Genomic DNA, 1,210 nt, shown 5'->3' with positions numbered 1-1,210 from the left:
GCCCCCGCATCCCCCGGCTGCCCGCTGAAGTCGTACCGGACCCCGCCGGCCCGCAGCCCGACCAGCGTCACCGACGTCGTCCCCCAGGTCCGCTCGCCGAACTCCCGCCGCACCAGCAGCGCCCGGTCGTCGGCCGGGTCCAGCCCGTCGCCCTCCACCAGCGGCAGCCACGGCCCCCACGCCTTCTCGGTCGGCACCTTCGGCGCCGGCTCCGGCCTGGCCGCGGCCAGCAGCCGGGGCCGGAAGAAGTCCAGCCGCGCCTGCATCGCCTCGGTGCCCGGCCCCTCTGTCGGGTCAGAGCCCTCCAGCCCGCTGTTCACCACCACGTGCAGCCCCGGGCCCAGCTCCTGCCGCTCGTGCTGCTCGCCGTTCCAGCTCAGCAGGAACACCGCCTCCAGCGTCGCGCAGATCAGGTGGAACGGGTCGTAGCGCGCGAACTCCAGCCCGTCCACGGCCCCGGTCGACGCGAACAGCAGCGGCAACTCGCCCCGCGACAGCCGCCCCGACTCCGGCGCCAGCGGCCCGCGGCCGTTCAGCACGCACGCCGCCCGCGGCACGGTCGGGTCCACCGCCAGCCACGTCCCGGACGCCAGCAGGTCCTGGCCGCCGATCAGCTCAGGGTGCTCCGGCCAGTGCCGGCCCGGCGGGATCCACGGCCGGTCGTGGAACTCGTCACGCACGCCGGCCAGCAGCACCGGGTACTCCGAGGCGGGATCGACACTCACGATGGCTGTACACACCCCTTCATCACAGCAGCCTGCGCCGTCCCGGTCGAACGCGGGGGCATGATGATCTCTAGCAAAAGCTGTCGATCACGCTCCGCGGCCATGGTGGAAACGGTGTGTAGCTGCACGCCAGAGCGGGTATCGGCGCTGCACAAGAACGTCCGCGAACGCCCGGTGAACACGCGCCGGACCAGCGGGGTGAAAGAGGAAGCGGGAGCCGCGATGACGCAGGAATCCGTGCCCATGGGCCGTCGGGCCGAGGCCGCCGCCGAGCCGGCTGCCGCAGGGGCCCGGACGGCACCGATTCCGCTGCAGGCCACCCACCCCACTTCTCCGATGATCACATGGGGCGCGGTCGGCCTGGGCTACTCCCTCATCGCCGGCAGCTTCGCCCGCCTCACCGTCCCCGCGGAGATCGCCACCCTGCTCCCCGGCGCCGCCCTGGTCTGGTACGCGCTGCGCCCCACCACCACGCACTTCCCGGC

General features: G+C 73.6%; 2 protein-coding genes. One reads left to right on the top strand and one right to left on the bottom strand.

Annotation, left to right across the window (positions count from 1 at the left end; translation table 11 throughout):
- The coding region (locus GWK61_RS54680) for an NRDE family protein (protein WP_194922307.1) at positions 1-725 on the bottom strand (725 nt) is incomplete at its 3' end.
- Between the two features lie 222 nt (positions 726-947).
- Here GWK61_RS54680 and GWK61_RS54675 point away from each other — a divergent pair.
- Positions 948-1,210 (top strand): hypothetical protein (locus GWK61_RS54675; protein ID WP_194922306.1); only part of this gene is annotated, 263 nt, incomplete at its 3' end.

This window comes from Catenulispora rubra (genome assembly GCF_015356825.1).
Taxonomy (GTDB): Bacteria; Actinomycetota; Actinomycetes; order Streptomycetales; family Catenulisporaceae; genus Catenulispora; species Catenulispora rubra.
This window is presented reverse-complemented; position numbering and strand designations above follow the sequence as displayed.